General features: G+C 67.6%; 18 protein-coding genes. 8 read left to right on the top strand and 10 right to left on the bottom strand.

Annotated elements, in window-relative coordinates:
- The first annotated feature begins 103 nt into the window (after positions 1-103).
- Positions 104-298, top strand: coding sequence for an MbtH family protein (locus ABZ345_RS45725; protein WP_359861764.1), 195 nt, complete (start codon positions 104-106; stop codon positions 296-298).
- Here ABZ345_RS45725 and ABZ345_RS45720 read toward each other — a convergent pair.
- The gene (locus tag ABZ345_RS45720) at positions 291-968 is read right to left on the bottom strand and encodes an SDR family oxidoreductase (protein ID WP_359861762.1); all 678 of its coding nucleotides are present in this window, start codon (positions 966-968) and stop codon (positions 291-293) included. The two genes, ABZ345_RS45725 and ABZ345_RS45720, sit on opposite strands and share 8 nt — an antisense overlap.
- Positions 965-1,783, bottom strand: a complete 819-nt coding sequence (locus ABZ345_RS45715) for a hypothetical protein (RefSeq protein WP_359861760.1) — start codon at positions 1,781-1,783, stop codon at positions 965-967. The genes ABZ345_RS45720 and ABZ345_RS45715 overlap by 4 nt, the downstream gene beginning before the upstream one ends.
- Before the next feature lie 65 nt (positions 1,784-1,848).
- On the opposite strand from ABZ345_RS45715, the gene ABZ345_RS45710 reads away from it, so the two are divergent.
- From ABZ345_RS45710 to ABZ345_RS45700, 3 genes are read left to right on the top strand one after another with little or no spacing between them, the layout of a single operon-like run.
- Positions 1,849-2,214, top strand: a complete 366-nt coding sequence (locus ABZ345_RS45710) for a GntR family transcriptional regulator (protein ID WP_359861758.1) — start codon at positions 1,849-1,851, stop codon at positions 2,212-2,214.
- A complete protein-coding gene (locus ABZ345_RS45705) occupies positions 2,214-3,089 on the top strand; it encodes an ABC transporter ATP-binding protein (protein WP_359861756.1) in 876 nt (291 codons plus the stop codon). The genes ABZ345_RS45710 and ABZ345_RS45705 overlap by 1 nt, the downstream gene beginning before the upstream one ends.
- Positions 3,086-3,748, top strand: coding sequence for a hypothetical protein (locus ABZ345_RS45700; RefSeq protein ID WP_359861754.1), 663 nt, complete (start codon positions 3,086-3,088; stop codon positions 3,746-3,748). The genes ABZ345_RS45705 and ABZ345_RS45700 overlap by 4 nt, the downstream gene beginning before the upstream one ends.
- Here ABZ345_RS45700 and ABZ345_RS45695 read toward each other — a convergent pair.
- Positions 3,735-4,202, bottom strand: a complete 468-nt coding sequence (locus ABZ345_RS45695) for a hypothetical protein (RefSeq protein WP_359861753.1) — start codon at positions 4,200-4,202, stop codon at positions 3,735-3,737. The two genes, ABZ345_RS45700 and ABZ345_RS45695, sit on opposite strands and share 14 nt — an antisense overlap.
- On the bottom strand, positions 4,175-4,972 hold the full coding sequence (locus tag ABZ345_RS45690) for a DUF1996 domain-containing protein (RefSeq protein WP_359861751.1): 798 nt from the start codon (positions 4,970-4,972) through the stop codon (positions 4,175-4,177). Before ABZ345_RS45690 ends, ABZ345_RS45695 begins: the two co-directional genes overlap by 28 nt.
- Before the next feature lie 235 nt (positions 4,973-5,207).
- Between ABZ345_RS45690 and ABZ345_RS45685 the strand changes: the two genes are divergently transcribed.
- Positions 5,208-6,911, top strand: a complete 1,704-nt coding sequence (locus ABZ345_RS45685; protein WP_359861749.1) for a discoidin domain-containing protein — start codon at positions 5,208-5,210, stop codon at positions 6,909-6,911.
- On the opposite strand, the gene ABZ345_RS45680 is transcribed toward ABZ345_RS45685, so the two are convergent.
- Both ABZ345_RS45680 and ABZ345_RS45675 read right to left on the bottom strand, forming a co-directional pair.
- Positions 6,895-8,838, bottom strand: a complete 1,944-nt coding sequence (locus ABZ345_RS45680; RefSeq protein ID WP_359861747.1) for a hypothetical protein — start codon at positions 8,836-8,838, stop codon at positions 6,895-6,897. The two genes, ABZ345_RS45685 and ABZ345_RS45680, sit on opposite strands and share 17 nt — an antisense overlap.
- A 4-nt stretch (positions 8,839-8,842) precedes the next feature.
- Positions 8,843-10,030 (bottom strand): CoA transferase, encoded by a 1,188-nt coding sequence (locus ABZ345_RS45675; RefSeq protein ID WP_359861745.1) that lies wholly within the window; start codon positions 10,028-10,030, stop codon positions 8,843-8,845.
- Positions 10,031-10,119: 89 nt separating this feature from the next.
- Between ABZ345_RS45675 and ABZ345_RS45670 the strand changes: the two genes are divergently transcribed.
- The gene (locus ABZ345_RS45670; protein ID WP_359861743.1) at positions 10,120-10,956 is read left to right on the top strand and encodes a dienelactone hydrolase family protein; all 837 of its coding nucleotides are present in this window, start codon (positions 10,120-10,122) and stop codon (positions 10,954-10,956) included.
- Positions 10,957-11,005: 49 nt separating this feature from the next.
- Here the strand turns inward: ABZ345_RS45670 and ABZ345_RS45665 are convergent, their stop codons facing one another.
- Complete coding sequence (locus ABZ345_RS45665; RefSeq protein ID WP_359861741.1) at positions 11,006-11,440, bottom strand: VOC family protein; 435 nt, start codon at positions 11,438-11,440, stop codon at positions 11,006-11,008.
- Between the two features lie 55 nt (positions 11,441-11,495).
- On the opposite strand from ABZ345_RS45665, the gene ABZ345_RS45660 reads away from it, so the two are divergent.
- Positions 11,496-12,140: a helix-turn-helix domain-containing protein gene (locus ABZ345_RS45660; RefSeq protein ID WP_359861740.1), complete on the top strand. Its 645-nt coding sequence runs from the start codon at positions 11,496-11,498 to the stop codon at positions 12,138-12,140.
- On the opposite strand, the gene ABZ345_RS45655 is transcribed toward ABZ345_RS45660, so the two are convergent.
- Positions 12,108-13,253: an erythromycin esterase family protein gene (locus ABZ345_RS45655; RefSeq protein ID WP_359861738.1), complete on the bottom strand. Its 1,146-nt coding sequence runs from the start codon at positions 13,251-13,253 to the stop codon at positions 12,108-12,110. The two genes, ABZ345_RS45660 and ABZ345_RS45655, sit on opposite strands and share 33 nt — an antisense overlap.
- Before the next feature lie 42 nt (positions 13,254-13,295).
- Here ABZ345_RS45655 and ABZ345_RS45650 point away from each other — a divergent pair, with 42 nt between their 5' ends.
- On the top strand, positions 13,296-13,844 hold the full coding sequence (locus tag ABZ345_RS45650) for a helix-turn-helix domain-containing protein (RefSeq protein ID WP_359861736.1): 549 nt from the start codon (positions 13,296-13,298) through the stop codon (positions 13,842-13,844).
- Here ABZ345_RS45650 and ABZ345_RS45645 read toward each other — a convergent pair.
- A complete protein-coding gene (locus ABZ345_RS45645) occupies positions 13,835-16,354 on the bottom strand; it encodes an ABC transporter permease (protein ID WP_359861734.1) in 2,520 nt (839 codons plus the stop codon). The two genes, ABZ345_RS45650 and ABZ345_RS45645, sit on opposite strands and share 10 nt — an antisense overlap.
- Positions 16,347-17,102, bottom strand: a complete 756-nt coding sequence (locus ABZ345_RS45640) for an ABC transporter ATP-binding protein (protein ID WP_359861733.1) — start codon at positions 17,100-17,102, stop codon at positions 16,347-16,349. The genes ABZ345_RS45645 and ABZ345_RS45640 overlap by 8 nt, the downstream gene beginning before the upstream one ends.
- Positions 17,103-17,333: the final 231 nt, after the last annotated feature.

The raw sequence follows: 17,333 nt of genomic DNA, 5'->3' as shown, positions 1-17,333 counted from the left end.
TCCTTCGGAGCCACCTCACGGCAACAAGTCATCAGCCACACCCCATCGCACTGGGCATCCGGAGCACTAACCCCGAACAACATCAACCTTAGGGAACCAAGTCATGACCAACCCGTTCGAGGACCCGCAGGGGCGGTTCTTCGTGCTTGTCAACGAAGAGCAGCAGCACTCGCTGTGGCCCGTGTTCGCGGAGGTGCCTGCCGGGTGGACGAAGGTTTTTGGTGAGGACGACCGCGAGGCGTGCTTGGCGTACGTGGAGGAGAACTGGACGGACCTGCGGCCCGCGTCGATCAGGTGAGGTAGTCCGCGAAGGTTCGTACGCCTACCGCACGGTCTGGGGTCAGGTTGCCGCCTGCTCGGTAAGCGCGGTAGGTGGCTCCTGGCACCTTGAGCGGCAGTAGCTTGCGTTGTTTGCCTGTTGCGGTCAGGTAGGTGCGGGCGAAGTCTGCGGCTTCGCGGATTTCGGGGCCGCCCATTTCCGGTGCGGTGCCCGCCGGGGCGGATTGGGCGAGGGTGGCCAGTTCCAGGGCCACCTCGGCCTCGTCGATCGGCTGGAAGCGGAAGGCCGGGACGGGCATCAGCGGCAGCTTCGAGGCGTTGTCGAACATCTTGCGCAGCAACGAGTGGAACTGGGTGGCGCGCAGGATGGTGTGCGGGGTGTCGGAGCTGATGATCAGGCGTTCGGCCGCGAGCTTCTGCCTGTAGTAGGGGAGCGGGACCTCGTTGCAGCCGACGATCGAGATGTAGACCAGGTGGGCCGGCCTGGCGGACAGCACGGCTTTGGCCATGGCCACCTCGTGGCGGAACGACGTGGCGCAGTGGACCACCACGTCCGCTCGCAGGGCGCCCAGGCCCTTGCCGCGCAGCAGGTCCGTGCCGGTCGCGCGGGAGACGGACCTGGCGCCGGGTAGGGCGGCCACCACGTGGCGGCCCAGTGCGCCGGTGCCGCCTGTCACCACGAAGGTCATGCGACCACCTTGGCACGGTGGTAGTAGGCGAGCACGACGGTGCCCGAGACGGCGGCCACGGCGCTGATGACCAGGCCTGACTGGGACAGGCCGCTCATGCCTGAGCCCTCGCCGAGCAGTTTGATGCCGATCCAGGCGGCGACGATCGGGTTGACCACGGTCTGGCCGGCCACGACCAGGTCCGGTGGGCCTGCGGCGTAGCCGAGCTGGATGAACCACGCGCCGGTCAGGAACGCCACGATCAGGCCCGCCAGTGAGATCCATTCGACGCGCGGCAGAGTGGTGGTGACGTCGCGAACGAGCACCGCCACCAGGCCGTAGAGGATGCCGGCGCCCACGGCCAGGGCCAGTGATCGGACCGCGCCCGCGGTGAACGTCGCCGCGACTACGCAGACCAGGACGGCCGCGACCACGAGCTGGCCCGCTTGCAGCGCCACCTTCGGCGACACCGACGTCGGGACCGCCTTGCCCGCGGTGATGGACACGAAGACGACGATGCCGGCCGTGGCCACTAGGACGCCCACGGCCAGCAGTCCGGTCAGTTTGCGGGCTCTGGCCACGGCGATGATCGGGATGGCCAGGGCGTTGAGCGGGGCCACGACCGAGACCGGCGCCAGGGCCAGGGCGATGACCTGCAGGATCGCGCAGGCGACCAGGATCAGGAAGCCGTAGACCCAGCGGCGCGACGAGACCAGGCGGTGAGCCGACGTCAGTTTCAAGTCGGTGACCTCGCGGACGCCGGCGTGCTGCAGCATCGCGCCGAGTGCACCGCACGCGGCGGCGACCACCGCGCACAGGATCGCGACCCCGACCACCTGCCAAGCGTACGCCGTCACTGCTATGGTTCATTGCATGAGTAACGAACCGAGGAAGTAAGCCCATGTTCGACGACCGGAGCCCGATCTACCGGCAGATCGCCGACCGGATCAAGGCGGACGTGCTCAGCGGGGCGTTGAAGGCGGACGAGCAGGTCATGTCGACCAACCAGTACGCGGCGTACTACCGGATCAACCCGGCTACCGCGGCCAAGGCCTTTCAGCAGCTCGTGGACGAGAAGGTGCTCTACAAGAAGAGGGGGATCGGGATGTTCGTGAGCACGGAGGCTCGCGACATGCTGCGGGCACAGGGGCGGGAGACGTTCTTCGGCGAGGTGGTCGATCCGATGGTCGCGGAGGCGCGCGCCATCGGCATTCCGCTCGCCGAGATCGTCCGCCGCATCCAGGAGCACGAGAACGGGGGCGTGTGATGCGTGTTGACGTGCAGGGGCTGTCGGTGCGGTACGGGTCGGTGGTGGCCGTCGACGACATGAGTTTCTCCTTGAGCGGCAACAAAATCTACGGGCTGCTCGGGCGCAACGGGTCGGGCAAGACGAGTCTGATGTCGGCGCTCGCCGGGTATCGCAGGCCGATCGGGACCGTGGAGCTCGACGGGATGCCGGTCTTCGAGAACGCCGCCGCGATGCGGCAGGTGTGCCTGGTCCGGCACACGGCCGATGCCGCGGACAAGGGCGACAAGGTCTCGTACGTGCTGGAGTACGGGGCGGCGTGGCGGGAGACGTGGGACAACTCCTATGCGTTGGAGTTGACCGAGTTGTTCAAGATTCCGTTGAAGAGCAAGGTCGGCTCGCTGTCGCTGGGGCAGCGCTCGGCGTTGGGCGTGGTGGTCGGGCTGGCGAGCCGGTCGCCGTTGACGATGCTCGACGAGTCGCACCTGGGCATGGACACGCCGACCCGGTACGCGTTCTACGACACGCTGCTCAACGACTTCATGGCACACCCGCGCACGATCATCATCTCCACGCACCTGATCGAGGAGCTGTCCTCGTTGCTGGAGGAGGTCGTGATCATCGACTCCGGCCGGTTGGTGCTGCAGGAGGAGGCGGACGTGCTGCGGTCGCGTGGCACCGAGGTCACCGGGAATGCGGCCGACGTCGACCAGTTCACGGCGGGGCTGACAGTGCTGAGCGAGAAGTCGTTGGGGCACACCAAAGCCGCGATGGTCTACGGCGCGTTGGACGACTCGCAGCTGATCCGCGCGCGGCAGCTCGGGCTGGAACTCGGGCCGATCGCGTTGCAGGACCTGTTCGTCCACCTCACCGAACCGGTCGGGGGGAAGCTGTGAAGATCTTCCGGCACCTGACGACGACGCTGGTCACCTATGGCGTGATCATCGCCGGTTGCACGTTCGCGTTGTGCGTCGCGACAGTCTTCGCGGTGTCCTCGTTCACCGAGGTCCAGCTCAGCGCGTGGAGCGTCGTCGCGGCCCAAATCGCGCGCTGGTTCTGCTTGTGGGCAGGCGTTTACGCCATCCACACCGTGCTGCCCATCGCGATCGCTCACGGGCGCACACGGCGCGAGTTCATGGTCGCGACCGCCGAGTTCACCGTCGTCTTCGCCTTGGCGATGGCCGTGTGCGCGTGGCTCGGGTTCCTCGTCGAGGGCGGCCTCTACAGCCTGATGGACTGGTCGTCGCAAGGTGACCACGGCCAGCCGTACGCGTACTTCCTGATGTACCTGGCGTGGGGCGCGACCGGCACGTTCGTCTCGGCGGCGTTCGACAGGTTCGGTCCCGGCGGTGTCCTCTCGCTGCCCATCGGCTTGCTGCTGGTCATCGCCTCTGGCGAGCGGGTGCCGGGTTCGGGGGAGTTGCCGTTCATCCGCAACGTCCCGGTGCTGCTCGGCGCGGGGTGGCACGCCGTGTCGTTCGTCGCCTGGCTGGTCGCGCTGGGGCTGGCGTGGCTGGTCGTGCGCGAGATGCCGGTGCGCACTAAGGCTCTGTGAGGGTCAGCTCGGCCGTGCGGTGGCTTTCCATCAGCTTGACGACGTCGGCGGTCGGCGGGTGGGTGATCGCGGTTCCGGCCGAGCGCAGGACCTCCAGCTGTTCGGTGAGGTGCGCGTGCACGAACTGCTTGCGCGCGTCCGGGCTGGTGGAGGCGAGCTGGATCTCCGCGTCCGTGGGCATGCCTGGCATGTCGTGCCCGGCGTGGTTGTTCACGTACGGCGCGTCGAGCAGCTTGCGGAGCTCGACGAGCTCGGCCTCGCGGTTCTCGATCAGCGATGGGTCGTCGACGAGTTTCAGCGCCTGCTCGTCGGTGGCGATCGAGAGCTCGACGAACGCGCGTTCCGTTGCACCGTAACCGTTCTGGGGTACGGGCGGGGGAGGTTCCTGCTGGCAGGCCGAGAGGAGGCCTGCCAGCAGGAGCGCTGCTATCCGTGGTTGCCGGCGTGGTCGCACTTCAACACCACGTTGAGGCAGTTGCGGACGCGGCGTTCCATCTCGGCGCGCGGCCACACGTTGAAGAAGTCGCCGTGCATGGTCTGCCCGGTGCCGGACGACAGGCGCAGCCCGGCGGTGCTGCCGTTGACCGGGTAGCGCAGGACCATCCGCAGCTTCGGCACGGACACCGGGTGCGAGGACGGACATCCGCCCGCGACCGGGTACGACATGTGCGACTTGTGGTCGGCCGAGTCGAGGTCGCGGCCGTTCCAGCACTGCGGGAAGTCCAGGTAGGTCTCCAGCATCGTGCCGGCCGGGCACTCCACGAAGTTCTTGGACGGGTTGACCTGGCCCGCGTGCAGGCACGACCAGCGCGCGATGCTGTCGGCGTCACCGGTGGCCTTGGCGTTGCCCGCCACGATCTTCAGGCCGTACGGCGTCGGCTGGATCGCCGCCGGGTTGTTCACGCCCTCGCCGAGGTAGTAGAAGGTGATGCCGGTCGGGGCGATCTCGGTGTTGTTCCGGTACATCGTCGGCACCCAGTACGAGGAAATGTCGACGGCCGGGTTGCAGTTGCCCGTCTGGCCTTCGAGGGAATGCTGGGTGGAGCGGGCGTTGGTCGAGTGGTTGCCGAAGAAGTCGTGGGAGTGCGAGGCACCGGCCAGGTTCGGCAGGACGATCGGGTCGTCCGGCAGGCGGTGGCTCAGTTGGCAGTCCGCGACGAACTCGGCAACCCGGACCGGTTCTCCTTGTGCCGCAACAGGGATGCTCAGGGTGGCGGCGATCATGCTCAGGACGGCGGCTAGCTGTAAGGCTGGCTTCCTCATTGAAGCTTTCCTCTCCGCAGCAGGATTGGGAGAGCGCTCTCACGCAGATCGAGCATGGCGCAAGACGACTTTCGTCGTCAATCCGCAAGAAACGTTCAGTAGTACCGGTTTTCTTGACATCGTGTGCTTGCTGCGTTGACGCTCAGGTCCGGAGGGCGCTCTCACGGTCCCGTTCTCCGGCCCCAGGAGCAGACCCATGTCAGGAAGGCTTCAACTCGGAAGACTCCCGCTGCTCGTCGCCGCGGCACTCGTGGCGGCCACCATCACCCCGGCTCAGGCTGCCGGGCCACTGCTCTCGCAAGGTCGTCCGGTCACTGCTTCCACCAGTGAGAACGCCGTGTTCGCGGCCACCGCCGCGGTCGACGGCGACCTCGGCACGCGGTGGTCCAGCGAGTTCCGCGATCCTCAGTGGATCCAGATAGATCTCGGCACCACCGCGAAGGTCGACCAGGTGACGCTGGCCTGGGAGACCGCGAGCGCCAGGGCATACACGCTCAGCATCTCCCCGGATGGCAACACCTGGCAGGAGCTGCGCCGGACCACCACCGGGCCGGGCGGCACCGAGACACTCGCCGTCAACGGCACCGGCCGGTACGTGCGGCTCGACCTGACCCAGCGCGCGACCCAGTGGGGTTATTCGCTGTGGGAGTTCCAGGTGTTCGGCACCCGTGACACCGGGAACGCCGAAACCCTGCTCTCGTACGGCAAGACCGGCGCCGCGTCGACGTTCCAGGACGACGGCGCGTGCCCGCAGTGCACGCCGGCCAAGGCGTTCGACCGGGATCCGGCGACCAGGTGGGCCACCAGCGCGACGAACGGGTGGGTCGATCCCGGCTGGATCTCCGTCGACCTCGGCGCCCCGGCCACGATCTCGAAGGTCGTCCTGCAATGGGATCCGGCCTATGCGACGGCTTACAAACTGGAAGTGTCCGACGACAACGTGAACTGGCGCGAGATGTACTCGACCACGACCGGCCGCGGTTTCAAGGAGACGTTGACGGTCAACGGCACCGGCCGGTACGTGCGGATGTACGGCACGGCCAGGTCGAACGGCTACGGCTACTCGATGTGGGAGTTCCAGGTCTACGGCACGGGCGGCAACCCGACGCCCGCGCCGCCGTTGCCACCGAACCCGACATTCCCCGGCCGGCTGGTGTGGGCGGACGAGTTCAACGCCGCGGCTGGCACCGGGCCGGACGCCGCGAAGTGGCAGCCGGAGACCGGTCCGGGCGTGAACAACGAGCTGCAGTACTACACGAACAACAACAACGCCCGCCACGACGGCAACGGCAACCTGGTGCTGCAGGCGCGCAGGGAGGTCACGCCGGGCAGCGCGTGCCCGGTCGACCCGGTCAGCGGCAGCGGGACGTGCCAGTACACGTCGGCGCGGCTCAACACGCACGGCAAGTTCGACTTCACCTACGGCCGGGTCGAGGCGCGGATCAAGGTGTCGTCGACGCAGGGGCTGTGGCCCGCGTTCTGGTTGCTGGGCGCGGACTTCTTCGACAAGCGCACGCCGTGGCCCGCGTGCGGCGAGATCGACATCATGGAGCACGTCGGCAAGGAGCCGAACAACGTCTACTCGACGCTGCACGCGCCCGGCTACTACGGCGCGGGCGGGTTCGGGTCGCCGCTCAACCTCGGGCAGCCCGCGTCGAGCGCGTTCCGGACGTTCGCGGTCGAGTGGGACTCCAGCCACATGACGTTCAGCGTGGACGGCAACAGGTTCTTCACCGTGGACCGGAACCAGCTGGAGTCGACCCGCGGGCCGTGGGTGTACGACCACCCGTTCTTCATCATCATCAACAACGCGGTCGGCGGCGACTGGCCCGGCCCGCCCGGAGCCGGGACGCAGTTGCCGCAGGACATGGTGCTGGACTACGTCAGGGTGTACCAGTGACCGACACGCGTGCCGGCGGTGAGACGTCGAACGCCTCGCTGACGGCCTCGACCTCGACGCTCGCGGTTTCCCCCGAGGCCAACGGGATCGCGGGCACGAAGTACGCGTCGTTCGTCGTGCCACCGAGGAAGATGCGCTCGGTTCCGGTCCACTTGTAGACCCGGTACTGCCGGATCGCACCGGGCGAGCGCGTCCAGGTGAGCCGTGCCGACACCGTCGTGGCGTTGGTGCGGCTCACCTGCTCGACCTGCACCTTCGACGGCGACACCGGCGAAGTCAGCACCGGGTCCGCCACGCCGATGCGGCCGATCGAGGCGGTGATCGGGCCACCTGGCAGCACTCGCAGCGAGATCTCGGTCAGCGTGGCACCAGCGTGCTCTGCGAGCGGGAAGTCGCTGCGCCGCCAGGCACCCGAGAACCCGCCGAGGTCCAGGACCTTCTCGAGGGCGCCGAACCGCAGCACCGCCTGCAGCCGGGACGGGCCGGCGCCGGTGCGGTGGACGATCTCGAACTGGCTGTTGGCGGTCAGCTTCAGCGACGTCGCGAACAGGCGGACGTCGTTGGCGGACAGGGGAGTGCCGGTGATCTTGAGGGAGGTGCCGCCGTCGTACGGGTCGTCCCAGTCGAGCGATGGGGTCACTTTGGTGCCCGTGCCGGTGACACTCCAGCGCCACGTCGGCAGCACGTCCTGCAGCGACAGGTTGTTCCACGCCTGGGAGGAACGCACCGCGCCACCGATCGCGAACTTCTTGCCGTGCCCGGTGTTGAAGTTCGTCACGAACGGCAGCGACGTGATGGGCGTCTGCTCGGTGATGTAGTGCGCGATGCCCTTCCAGTTGGCCGTCGACGTGGTGTTCGACGGGTCCCCGTTCGGGCCGACCCAGAACCTGTTGTCGCGCACGTAGAAGTCGGACGGGCTCGAAGCGGACTTGAACGTCCATTCCGGACGGTAGAAGCCGAGCGAGGTCGTGTGCGGTTTGCCCTCGGGGAAAACCGAGGCCCAGCCGACGCTCGTGTTGTAGCCGTTCGCCTCGACGTCCACACCGGACGCGAGGTCGTACGGGCTGCGGTTCATCTGCCGTGCCAAGGCGGCGGAGCTCGCCAGACCCTGCGTGCTCCACCAGAAGTTCAGGAACATCTCGTCGGACTGCTCGAAGAACGTCTTGTTCCGCGCGGTCAGGGCGTTCTGCCACGAGACGCTGCCGGAGTCGGTCATCGCGTCGTACCAGATGATCCGCAGCCCGCTCTTGCGGATGTAGACGATGAAGTCGCGCATGTCCTGGGCCAGCTGGGTGTTGCCGCCCGCGGTCTCCTGGTTGAGGAACCAGCCGTCGAACCCGTAGTGCTTCGCGACCTGGATCATCTTGTCCGCCACCGGGAACCGGTCGCCCTCGCGCCTGACGAAGTCGCGGACCCACTGGATCTGGCCGCCGTACGCGGTCGGCGGGAGGAACACGTTGCCGATCACGCGGACACCGTTGCGGTGCGCGGCCTCGGTGACGGTCGGGTTCGGCGCGAGGATCAGGCCCTCGGACGCGGAACCGCCCCAGAACACCAGTTCGTCGATGTACTGCCAGTAGTTCGTGGCGTAGTAGTTCATGTCGAGCGAGCCCTGCGACGGGTTGTTGCTCGTCGGCGCGTACGCCACCAGCGCCTGCACCCGCGCCTCGCCGGTGTGGGCGTGCGCGTTGGCCGGACGTGCCGGGACAACGCGTTTCGCGAGAGGCACCGTGCTGCGGTTGTACCGTGCGTCCCGGTCCGTCGCCGGATCCCAGTCGAGGATCGTCGCAGGGTGCCAATAGGACGCATACGGTTGTGCCGGTCCTTCTTGGGCGACAGCCTCGGCGGCTGAGGCAGGGGTCTCGGACAGCAGACTGGTCAAAGCCGCCGTCGAGCTCAGAACGAGGAACTGTCTCCGAGTGGCCACGCGATCACCCTTGTGCGCCACGAGATTCGCCGTATACCGCCTCTACGGTGACTCCATCGGACGACAATTCGCTGATCTGCTGCGCTGTGTAACCGAGTTCCGCCAGGATCTCCGCGTTGTGCTCACCGAGACGCGGTGCGTGCCTCCGAACGGACGCAGGCGTCGCCGAGAACCGGACAGGCGGCGGGACCACGCGGATCGTGCCCTCGCTGGGATGCTCGGCGGTGTCCAATCGAGACACGAGATCCTCGAGACCGGCCACGCGGCCGAACGGGATGCTGTGCCGGGAACACAGCTCCTCCCACTCGTCCGTCGTGCGTTCCAGGGCGAGCTTCGCCATCAGGTCGTAGAACTCCTCGAAGTGCTCGTAGAGCGCGTCCGGGTTGTCGAACCGGGGATCCTCCGCCAGATCCGGCCGGCCGGCGACGGTGAAGAAGTCCGCGACGTTGCGGGCGCCGTAGGTGGCGATGCAGGCGTAGCCGTCCTTGGTGCGGACCGCGCGGTGGTTCGGCTGCAACGACCTCGCGAACCCCAACGGGCCGTGTGCGGGCACGAAGGTCTCGCCGCCGAGATGCTCGACGAGGTTGAACGCCAGCATGGTTTCGGTCATCGGGACCTCGACGTGCTGCCCGAGCCCGGTCCGTTCCCGGTGCATCAGCGCGGCCAGCACCGAGTACGCGATCGTCAGCGAGCTGACCTTGTCCGCGAGCACGGTCGGCACGTAGTCCGGCGTGCCCGTCGCCCGCATCATCAGGTCCACGGTCCCGGACGCGCCCTGGACGATCTCGTCGTAGGCGGCGCGGTCCCGCAGTTCTCCCGAGAATCCCTGCGCCTGGCAGTAGACGAGCCGATCGTGCCTGATCGAATCGAAATCGACTCCGAGTCGTTCGAGAGCCTGTGGTCGCATGTTGGTCACGAGCACATCGGCCGTTGCCACGAGTTCGCGAAAGATTCGCTTGCCGCGTTCATCTTTGAGGTCGACGGCAATGGCGCGCTTGTTTCGATTCAGCCCCAGTGCCAGGGAGCTCATGCCAACGTGCTGGTAGGGAGGCGGTACCCGCAGCGAGTCGCCGGCAGGGGATTCGACCTTGACGACGTCCGCTCCGAGATCGCCGAGGATCTGCGTCGCGTACGGCCCCATGACGACGGTCGAGAAGTCGATGACGCGAATTCCATTGAGAGCACCATCCATGTGGCCGAACCCTAGCGAGCCTACTGAGCGGTAGCGTGGTGTCGCTGTCGCAATTGGTACCCCCTGCAACCAATTGAGGTGACATCGTCGTGCGCAACAAAGTCGTGCTTGCGGCGCTCGTCCTGGCGCTGATCTCCGCCACCGCCCCTGCTGCCAACGCGGCGGCCAACCCCTACGAACGAGGCCCGGCTCCGACGGCCGCATCCGTCGAGGCCTCCCGAGGCACCTTCGCCGTCACGTCCGCCGCCGTCGCCCGCCAGTCGAACTTCGGCGGCGGCACCGTCTACACCCCGACCAGTGACCTCACGTTCGGCGCTGTCGCCATCTCACCGGGCTTCACCGCCACCCAGACGTCCGTCGCGCACTTCGGTCCGCGGCTGGCGTCCTACGGGTTCGTGGTGATCACCATCAACACCCTGTCCGGCTGGGACGATCCGGACAGCCGGGGCGCCCAGCTGCTGGCCGCCCTCGACTACGTGGTGCGCACCAACGCCCGCGTAGACGCGTCACGCCTCGCCGTGATGGGTCACTCGATGGGCGGCGGCGGGGCGTTGCGCGCCGCCACGAGCCGTCCGACCCTGCAGGCCTCGATCCCGCTGGCCGGCTGGCACTCCACCAAGAGCTGGCCGGGAGTCAAGGTGCCGACCATGCTGCTCGGTGGCCAGAACGACCCCACCGCTCCCGACTCGCAGCACTCGGTGCCGTTCTACAACTCGATCACGGCAGCACCGGACAAGGCGTTCCTCGAACTGCGCGGCGGTGACCACTCGACGCCCCGCAGCGACAACGTGACGGTGCGGAAGTACACGCTGTCGTGGCTCAAGCGGTTCGTGGACGACGACCTTCGCTACGACCAGTTCCTGTGTCCGGCCCCGACGCCGAACACGCTCATCTCGGCCTACAAGGACACCTGTCCGCACGCGTGATCTGACCGGGTTGCTGTGCCAGCGCGCGACAGCCTGGCACAGCAACCCCTCACGACTCCCTGGTGAACGGGCGGGGCAAGCCCTCGGGCACTTCCAGCGGCACGGTGTAGAACCGGACCTCGTGGCCGTCGGGATCGTGCACGCCCAGGAGAACCCAGCCGACCGGTGTCCTGATGACCCCGCCGTGCTCGATGCCGCGGTCGGTGAGGTGCGCCGCGAGTGCCTCGATGGCCTCCTGGCCCGGCACGCCGATGGAGAAGTAGTCGAACCCGGCCGACGCTGCCGCCTGGTCGGGGTTGAGCCGTAGCGCCAGCGGTGGTCCACCTCTGGCGTGGTCCATCGACACGCCCATCCGCACGCCTTGCTCGACGAAGTTCACCATCAGCTCGTAGCCGAGGTTCGTCGTGTACCAGTCCAACGACTTGTCCAGGTCGGACACGGGAAGCTTCAGGTGGTGGATGCCGTCCAGCAGCGGTGCGCTCATGATCGTTACCCCTTGTTTGCAGTGAGACTGCACTTATGCAGTTAGACTGCAACATGTGTCAGAAGACGTCAACAGGGATCTGCGGGCCGCGCGCCGGGCGGACACCGAGGTCCGGATCATCGAGGCGGCCACCGCGTTGTTCGTCGAACGCGGCTACGTCGCCACGACGCTCGCCGACGTGGCGAGGCACGCCGGTGTCGGCGCGAGGACGGTGTACGTGCGGTTCGACTCGAAAGCCGCGCTGCTGCAGCGCTGCCTGGACGTGGCGATCGCGGGGGACTACCACCGCGTGGCCGTGCCCGACCGCGACTGGTTCCAGAAGGCGATGAACGCACCGACCGCGCAGGAGCGGATCAGGCGCATGGCCGGGATCAGCGCGCAGCTGATGGGCCGCACCGGGGCGCTTCTTCAAGTGGCACACCAGGCAGAGGCGATCGAGCCGGAGATCGCCGAACGCGCGCAGGCGGCCCGTGCGCAGACACATCAGGCCATCGCCGGCTTCTTCCGGAAGCTGGCCGCCGATGGCCTGATCTCGAGCGAGAACGTGGACTGGGTCGCCGACACGGGTGCGATCCTCGGCCAGGCCGAGACCTACCTGCTGCTCGCCAAGACCATGGAGAAGACGATCGAGCAGTACGAGTCGTGGCTGGTCGAAACCTGGACCCGGCTAACCCAGAACCTTGCGGACCTCGGCGGGTGAGGCGTCCACCGCGCCGGCGTCGAGCGTTGCCTCACTGACGTGGGGGAGGTGCACGATCACGTCGTAGGCGGCCGTCGCGTCGATCTCGGTGTAGAACGGCCCGAACCGCTGCCGGGACGCGCTCCTGACCTGGGCGGCCTCGTCGGCAGTCAGCCGGCGCAGGTCGAGCGCGAACGGCTCGTCGCTCAGCTGCCCCATGACCGCGTCGAGGCTGCCCGGCTCGGGCGCGGGCAGGTCGGCGAAGAACTCGCCGGTGAAGAACTCGGGGGACTGGTTGAGCGTGCGGCCGGTGCCGTTGGTCGCGCCGATCACGAGGTAGTCGTCGCCGAGCCGGTCGGCCAGGTGCAGTCCGAGCGGGGTCATGGCCTCCATCCCGGGCATGACGCCGGGCCACCGCTGGAGGTGTCCGTTGTGCGCGGCCAGCAGGATTCGGTCCTCGCGCTCGAGGATCCAGGACACGGTGTCGGCCATCGCCGCGTCCCGCACCGTCATCGCCTCGCGCTGGTCGCCGCGGGCCATCGCCCGGATGACGAGGTCGAGTGCGGCGACCAGGTGTGCCGACCGCACCACCGCCGGGTCGGCGCCGCGGTCGGAGGCCAGTCGTGCCCGCAGTTCGGCGATCCCGGCCGTCAGCGCGTCCTTTGTGGACTGGTCGAGCGCGGCGTACCGGCCGAACGCGGCAGGTGCGGAGAACGCCGACTCGGCGCCGAACGCGGTCGCGGTGTCGCGGAGGAAGTCGCTCACGCCGGGCAGGGCGGCCAGGCCCGGCACCAGTGAGGCGTTCGCGCCGCCGAGGTCGATGCCGTAGAACCGTGCGTCCGTCGTCCGCTGCCACTCCAGATGGGCGCGCATCTCGGTCCAGATCCCAGTGAACGACGTCAGGCCGTTCGCCAGCGCCTGGGAGAGGTCGCCGTCGAGAGTGCGGGCCTCGGTGAAGCCCGTTTCCATCGCGTAGGTGGTGAAGCCGTGGCGTTCCACGAGGTGCTGCAACACCTGGTGGCGCAGGAGATATGTCTCGCGGTTGTAGTGCGCGCTCTCGCCCAGCGCGACCACTCTCGCGTCGCCGATCGCCTCGTCCAGCCAGCTCAGATCGTTCAACGGTGTCGTGCGCACGGCTCCCCCTCCGACTGTTCCCAATATTGGTAACGTTACCGGATGTGGGATAGTTCTGCTGTGGACTCGTTGGAACTCCTGCTGCACCCCGTCCGGCTGCGGATCGTCTACGCCCTGTCCGGGGACAGCGTGCGCACGACCGCGGAGATCTGCGAACGGCTCAGCGACGTGCCGAAGACCTCGGTGTACCGCCACGTCGGGTTGTTGCTGGAGGGCGGCGTGCTGGAGGTCGTCGAAGAGAAGCGGGTGCGCGGTGCCGTCGAGCGGCACTACCGGCTGCGCCAGGACCGCGTCACCATCGCGCCGGAAGAGGGCAGGAGGATGTCCCTCGACGACCACCGGGCCGGGTTCGCCACCGCGATGGCCGCGTTGCTCGCCGAGTTCAACGCCTATCTGGACCGGCCGGGCGCGATGCCGTTCGACGACGCGGTCGCGTACCGCCAGGGCGTGTTGTGGCTCAACGACGAGGAGACCGGCGAACTGCTGGAGGACCTGCGTGCCGCGTTCGTGAAAAGGGCCGCCAACCGTCCTGGTGACGGTCGGCGGCCCCGGCTCATGAGCCTGATCCAGTTTCCTTCAGATCACTCGTAGGCGATCGCGTCCAGCACGTTGAGACGCGCGGCCCGGATCGCGGGCAGGATCGCCGCGATCACACCGACGAACGCCGCCACCACCAGGTACTGGACCATGGTGACCCAGGGGAACCCGAGATCCGAGATTCCCTGGTCCTTCAACGCCTGCACGGTGGCGACGCCCAGCGCCACACCGACCGCGAGGCCGAGCACCGCGCCGAACACCGAGATCACCACCGACTCGACGGTGATCATCCGCATCACCTGCGACCGCCGCATGCCGATGGCCCGCAGCAGACCCAGCTCGCGGGTCCGCTCGATCACCGACAGCGCCAGGGTGTTGATGACGCCGAGGACCGCGATGAGGATCGCCAGCGCCAGCAGGATCTGGATCATCAGCAGGACCGTGTCGAACTGCGACGTCGTCTGCTTCACGAACGCGCTGCGGTCCTGGACGGTGATCTCCGGGTTGTCCGCGAACAGCGGCTCGACCCGCTTCTGCACGTCCGTCGCCGACGCACCAGGCTTGACCTGCACGAACGCCTGGTTGATCTGGTCGGACCGGAAGCCCTTCGCCGCCGACTCCGGCAGCACCATCGCGCCCTGCAGCACCTGGGACTTCGCCCAGACGAACCCGACCGTGTAGGTCTTCGGCTGAGCCTTGGCCAGCTGCAGGGTCACCGTGGTGCCGGTCTTCCAGCCCTTCTCGGTCGCGAGGCCCTCGGGGATCGCGATCTGGTCGTCCTTCAGCGGCGCGATGTCACCCGACAACGGCTTGAGGCCGAACATCGTCTTCATCGCGGACACGTCGGTGACGGCCACGGCGAACATCTGCGAGTCGCCCTGCAGCACGCCGTCCGAGGCCCAGCCGAACGCCGAGCTCACGCCGTCGGTCTTCTCGACCTGTGTCAGCACGTCCCGCTTGAAGGTCGCCTGGGCGCCCTCCATCTGGCCCTCGCCGGAGATGATCAGGTCGGTCTGCAGCTGACCGGCGGCCAGCTTCTCGATCGACTTGGTCGCCGACGTCAGCACCACGCTCACACCGGTGATCAGCGAGATGCCGACCATCAGCGCGGCCGCGGTGATCGCGGTCCGGCGGGGGTTGCGGGCGGAGTTGCGGCGCCCCAGCAGTCCTGGCATCGACCACGACAGCAGGCGGCCGATCAGCGACACCATCGGCTTGGACAGCATCGGGGTCAGCAACGCGACACCGACGAACGCCACCAGGATGCCGCCGAAGATCAACGGCAGCGAGGCGTTGTTGAAGCCGAAGCCCAGCGACGTGCCACCCAGAGCCACGACGGCCGCACCGAAGATCGTGATCTTCGTCAGCGGGCGGTCCGGCGTCGCCGCCTCCCGCATCGCCGCGACCGGCGCGATCCGCGACGCCCGCAGCGCCGGCATGACGGCCGCGACGACCGTGACGATCATGCCCACCGCGAACGACGAGATGATCGCCGACAACGGCACGCCGATGCCCGCCAGGTGCAGGTTGCCGCCGCCGACCGTGCTGAAGATCTTGGCCAGCAACGCACCCACGCCGATTCCGGCCGCGAGGCCGACGATCGACGCGATCAGCCCGATCACCAGGGCTTCCAGCACCACGGACCCGATGACCTGGCCGCGTGACGCGCCCATCGACCGCAGCAGCGCCAGCTCGCGCGTGCGCTGGGCGACGATGATGGAGAAGGTGTTGAGAATGATGAAGATGCCGACGAACAACGCGATGCCGGCGAACCCGAGCAGCACGTAGTTGAAGAACTTCAGGCCCTCGTTGATCTGGTCGGCCTGCTCCTTCGCCAGCGTGGCACCGGTTTTCACGTCGTAGCCGGAACCGAGCTTGGCCGCCACCGCGTCGCGCAACGCGTCTTCGGACGTGCCCTGCGCCGCCGTCACGGTGACCGAGGAGAAGACGTCCTTCTTGCCCAGCAACAACTGCTGCGCCACCGGCTCGGTGAACGCCACCGACAGCTCGCCGCCCAGCGAGTCACGGCCGCCCGCGTACTCGTAGATGCCGGTGATCTTGAAGGTCTTCTTGGGCTCCAGCGTGAGCAGCCCGATGTCGTCGCCCACCTTGAAGCCACCGGTCGACGCGAGATAAGCGCCGACCACCACCTCGTCGTCCGCCTGCGGAGCCTTGCCGTCGCGGAGCTTCTCCAGGCCCGCGCCCGTCCAGTTGGAGCCGAACCGCGGCGCCCCGGACGTGGTCATGACCTTGCCGTTCTTGCCGATCGGGCGCGCGGACCCCTGCACGTCGCCCACGGCCTTGGCCACGCCCGGCACCGACTTCACGTCGGCGATCGCCTGGGGCGTCAGCGGTTCTGGCTGCTTGCCCTTCTCCTGGTGCGGCGACACCGAAACGTCCACATTGGCGAAAGCCGACGAGAACAGGTCGGTGAACGAACGCTGGAGCGTGTCGGTCAGCACGAACGAACCGGACACGAACATCACGCCCAGCACCACCGCGAGCGCGGACAGCACCAGCCGGAGCTTGCGCGACAGCAAGCTCTTGATCGTCGCCTTAAACATGCGGCACCACGACGGAGTCGAGGTGCTTCATGGTCTCCAGAACCTCTTCGCTCGACGGCGCCAGCAGCTCGCGGACGACGTGGCCGTCCTTGAGGAAGATGACGCGGTCGGCGTACGAAGCGGCGTTCGGGTCGTGCGTGACCATCACGATCGTCTGCCCGAACTCGCGGGCGGACCGCTGCAGGAACCCGAGCACCTCGGCACCGGACTGCGAGTCCAGGTTGCCGGTGGGCTCGTCCGCGAACACGACGTCGGGCCGCGACACCAGCGCACGCGCACAAGCCACGCGCTGCTGCTGGCCACCCGAGAGCTGCGTCGGCCGGTGGGTCAGCCTGTCCCTCAGACCCACCGTGTCGACGACGACGTCGAACCAAGCCCTGTCGATCTTCTTGCCGCCGATCGAGAGCGGCAGCGTGATGTTCTCCTCCGCGGTCAGCGTCGGCAGCAGGTTGAACTGCTGGAAGATGAAACCGACCTTGTCCCGCCGCAACTCCGTCAGACCGCGGTCCTTCAGCCCGGTGACCTTCGTGTCCCCGATCCACACCTCGCCGCGGGTCACGTCGTCGAGGCCCGCGAGGCAGTGCATCAACGTCGACTTGCCCGACCCCGACGGACCCATGATCGCAGTGAACCTGGACTTCTCCAGGTCGACGCTCACCCCCGCGAGCGCGGTCACGGCTGCGTCGCCGGACCCGTATTCCTTCCACACGTCGACGGCTCTGGCCGCGACACCTACGGACGCGCTCACTTTCAGTCCCCTCCTGTGGGCATTTCGTGCGCACCATCTTCGGCGACACGAACACACCGAAGGGTCAGGTTCTCCCCTGAGAGAACCCTGAAACCAGTGTGCCCCTACCCCCGAGTGGACACGCTGAGAAACCTCTCAGCTCCGGTGCGTGCGCCCTGTCGCCTGGTCGCAGGAGAACGGTATTTCACCGCTGCCACAGCGTCTTGACACTTCCGGATCCGATTCGGTCAA

It is taken from the genome of Lentzea sp. NPDC005914, assembly GCF_040629405.1.
Classification (GTDB): Bacteria; Actinomycetota; Actinomycetes; order Mycobacteriales; family Pseudonocardiaceae; genus Lentzea.
This window is presented reverse-complemented; position numbering and strand designations above follow the sequence as displayed.